This is a genomic window from Methanocalculus sp. (assembly GCF_030651615.1).
Lineage (GTDB): Archaea > Halobacteriota > Methanomicrobia > Methanomicrobiales > Methanocorpusculaceae > Methanocalculus.
This window is the reverse complement of sequence record NZ_JAUSCG010000116.1, coordinates 1-2,861: the sequence shown is the minus strand read 5'-3', so window position 1 is coordinate 2,861 and position 2,861 is coordinate 1. Positions and strand designations below refer to the sequence as shown.

The following is a 2,861-nucleotide window of genomic DNA, read 5'->3' as shown; positions in this document are numbered from 1 at the left end:
GATCTGATCTCATCCACACCACCTTTCTTTTCAAAGGGGGTAATTCCCTCATGCTTGCAGGGATGAAGCGGTATGGTCAGATGGCTGTATGATCTCTCAGAACCAAACCTGGTGAGATAGTACGAAAGGAGTAGATCCGGGTCCTGGGTAAGCTGATGAAGATGATCACCGTCTTCCCTTCAGATGAGTGTAGTGCTGAAAAAAGTGAGCTAAAGGAGATCTGCTGTTACTCCCTGAAGAAGAGGTTGCAGTGGCAATGGCCGTCTGTTACAATCTCGTCTTTATGGTAGATGCAGGGGCAGATGATCTTTGCATCTACATCAGGATCGCCGCTCATGATCCTGCATGGGCAGTACCGTTCCCCATTCCTGACCATCTTTCTTGCAAGCCCCCGGATGACCGCATCAAACTGTTTGGGATCGGGGTTTACCTTAAATCCGTTCTCTTCTGCATATCGCTTTACCCAATCCCGGATCAGCCGGGCTGCTTCAAGTTCATCCATACTTTAGTTTCTCCTATGACTGTTCGCTATGTGCGATCATCGAATCAAAGATCTTCTTCCCGTCAGTTGATCCGAGGATCTCTTCAGATGCACGTTCTGGATGAGGCATCATCACAAGAACATTCTGCTTCTCTGAGAGGACTCCGGTGATATTACCGGTTGCACCGTTTGGATTTGCCGCCTCTGTTACTCTTCCGTCTTTATCGCAGAACCGGAATGCGATCCGGTTTTCTGCTTCAAGGCGGGCGAGATCGCTCTCTGGCACGACATAGCGCCCCTCTTTGTGGGCGATCGGGATCCTGACAACCTCACCTTCCCGGTAGAGCCGGGTGAATGGTGACGTGGTGTTCTCAACCCTGAGATATGCTGGTTCACAGATAAATTTCGGGTAGGAATTGATCGTGAAGACACCGGGTATCAGGCCGCTCTCTGCTGCGATCTGCGCACCATTGCAGATACCAAGAACGAGAGTACCTGTATGTGCGGCTTTTATGACATCCGCCATGATCGGTGTTCGTGCGGCTATCGCACCTGCGCGGAGGTAATCACCGTAGCTGAATCCGCCCGGGAGGATGATCGCATCATACTGTTTGTTGATCCCATCCTTATACCAGATCAGATCCGCTTCAGCACCGCAGACCTCCTGGATGACATAGGCAACATCGCGGTCGCAGTTGCTTCCGCCAAACTGTATGACCGCCGCCTTCATCAGATGACCTCAATCTCGTATGTGTGGATCACCGGATTTGCAAGGAGACGCTCGCAGATTGATCCGGCGATCTCTTCCGCCTTCGTTTTATCCGCCGCATCCAGAGTGATCCTGAACTGATCTGCTGTTACAAGCCGGTCTGTTGCATATCCGAGGTGTGCGATTGCATGCCTGATCGCCTCTGCCTCGGGATTGAGCATCCCTTCTTTTAAGGTGATAGTGATGATGATCTCAAATTTCATAGCTCTTCACTCCTTGCAGATTCGGTTCAATACTGCTGTATATGTCTCCATAACGTCACCCTTCCCGAATCGATAGACATCCTTGTCCATGGATTTCATCGTGCCTCTCTCCCAGAGCCGCATCGAGTCCATGCTGATCTCATCCCCCAGAAGAATCTCATCACCGCATCTTCCAAACTCGACCTTAAAGTCGATAAGATCCAGTTCTATCTTCTCAAAGAACGCTTTTAATACGGAGTTTATCTTCAGTGCCGCCTCTTTGATGATGGCTATCTCATCCCGTGTCAGGAGTCCGAGTGCGATTATGATATCATCGTTGATCATCGGGTCATGCCGGGTATCATCTTTGTAATCAGTGACGACGATGGGTGTGTCAAATACCTGCCCCTCGGTAAAGGGATAGTTTCTGACGATTGATCCTGCGGCACGATTCCTGACGATCACCTCGAGCGGAACCATCGTAAGCCTGCGAACCCTCATCGTCGTCGGATCCTCCATACGGATGAGGTGCGTCTTGATCCCGGCCTCTTCAAGGAGCTGAAAGAGGAATGCTGAAACCTTTGCATTCGATGCCCCTTTTCCTGACAACTGGTCTTTTTTACCGCCGTCAAACGCGGTGATGTCGTCACGGAAGGATACGATCAGTTCATCCGGCTTCTCTGAGAGATAGACGGTCTTTGCTTTACCACTGTAGAGAAGTGCGCCCTTGGTCATAGGTTCTGCTCCTGTATCTGTTTGTCAAGATCCATGATAAGTGGTGTGAGTGCAGAATCAAACCAGCCCCTTCGTATGTATGTTGGGTATATGCAGAGCCGCTCTAAAAGGTTGTATCCGGCGGTGATCTCCTTCAAACGTTCGAGCTCCGGCCATGGGTGCTCGGGATTGATGTAATCGACCGTCACCGGTGAGACTCCTCCAAGGTCATTTACGCCGCATTTGAGGAAGGACCGTGCGTCTGCGAGGTTTGGTGGGATCTGAACGGCAATATCTACAGGGAGGATCGCGCGGGCAAGCCGGATCGTTTCGGCAAACTCTTCTGCTGAGACTGTTCCATCCTCGCCCATGGGGGTGTCGGGTTTTGGGCAGAAGTTCTGGACGATCACCTCCTGGATATGTCTGTTCCGTTTATGAATCCCTGCGATCGTCTCAAGTGACTCTTCCCGGTCTTCCTTCGTCTCACCGATCCCAACGAGAATCCCTGTTGTAAATGGGATCTTCAGCCTTCCGGCATCCTCGATCATCGTAATTCTCACCTCAGGATCTTTCCCTGGTGAATTTCTATGCGCGGGGATTCTGGCAGTCGTCTCAAGCATAAGTCCCATACTTGCATTCACACCACGGAATCGGGCGAGTTCGTCATAGGTAAGGATACCTGCGTTTGTATGAGGGAGGAGGCCGAGCTCGATTG

Annotated in this window: 5 protein-coding genes; all 5 read right to left on the bottom strand. The window is 51.0% G+C overall.

Annotated elements, in window-relative coordinates:
* Window positions 1–226: 226 nt before the first annotated feature.
* Complete coding sequence (locus Q7V06_RS05265) at window positions 227–502, bottom strand: ferredoxin-thioredoxin reductase catalytic domain-containing protein (protein ID WP_304839095.1); 276 nt, start codon at window positions 500–502, stop codon at window positions 227–229.
* Between the two features lie 13 nt (window positions 503–515).
* Window positions 516–1,211: a phosphoribosylformylglycinamidine synthase I gene (gene purQ / locus Q7V06_RS05260; RefSeq protein ID WP_304839092.1), complete on the bottom strand. Its 696-nt coding sequence runs from the start codon at window positions 1,209–1,211 to the stop codon at window positions 516–518.
* Window positions 1,211–1,453: a phosphoribosylformylglycinamidine synthase subunit PurS gene (purS, locus tag Q7V06_RS05255; protein ID WP_304839090.1), complete on the bottom strand. Its 243-nt coding sequence runs from the start codon at window positions 1,451–1,453 to the stop codon at window positions 1,211–1,213. The genes purQ and purS overlap by 1 nt, the downstream gene beginning before the upstream one ends.
* A 6-nt stretch (window positions 1,454–1,459) precedes the next feature.
* Window positions 1,460–2,167 carry a phosphoribosylaminoimidazolesuccinocarboxamide synthase gene (gene purC / locus Q7V06_RS05250; protein ID WP_304839087.1) on the bottom strand — a complete coding sequence of 236 codons (708 nt, stop codon included), beginning with the start codon at window positions 2,165–2,167 and terminating at the stop codon, window positions 1,460–1,462.
* The coding region (cofG, locus tag Q7V06_RS05245; RefSeq protein ID WP_304839084.1) for a 7,8-didemethyl-8-hydroxy-5-deazariboflavin synthase CofG at window positions 2,164–2,861 on the bottom strand (698 nt) is incomplete at its 5' end. The genes purC and cofG, both read right to left, overlap by 4 nt.

What these genes read in the sequence shown, in the direction of transcription:
- purQ (WP_304839092.1), bottom strand. Translation starts at nt 1,211, where the DNA reads ATGAAGGCGGCGGTCATACAGTTTGGCGGAAGCAACTGCGACCGCGAT.
- Q7V06_RS05265 (WP_304839095.1), bottom strand. Translation starts at nt 502, where the DNA reads ATGGATGAACTTGAAGCAGCCCGGCTGATCCGGGATTGGGTAAAGCGA.
- purS (WP_304839090.1), bottom strand. Translation starts at nt 1,453, where the DNA reads ATGAAATTTGAGATCATCATCACTATCACCTTAAAAGAAGGGATGCTC.
- purC (WP_304839087.1), bottom strand. Translation starts at nt 2,167, where the DNA reads ATGACCAAGGGCGCACTTCTCTACAGTGGTAAAGCAAAGACCGTCTAT.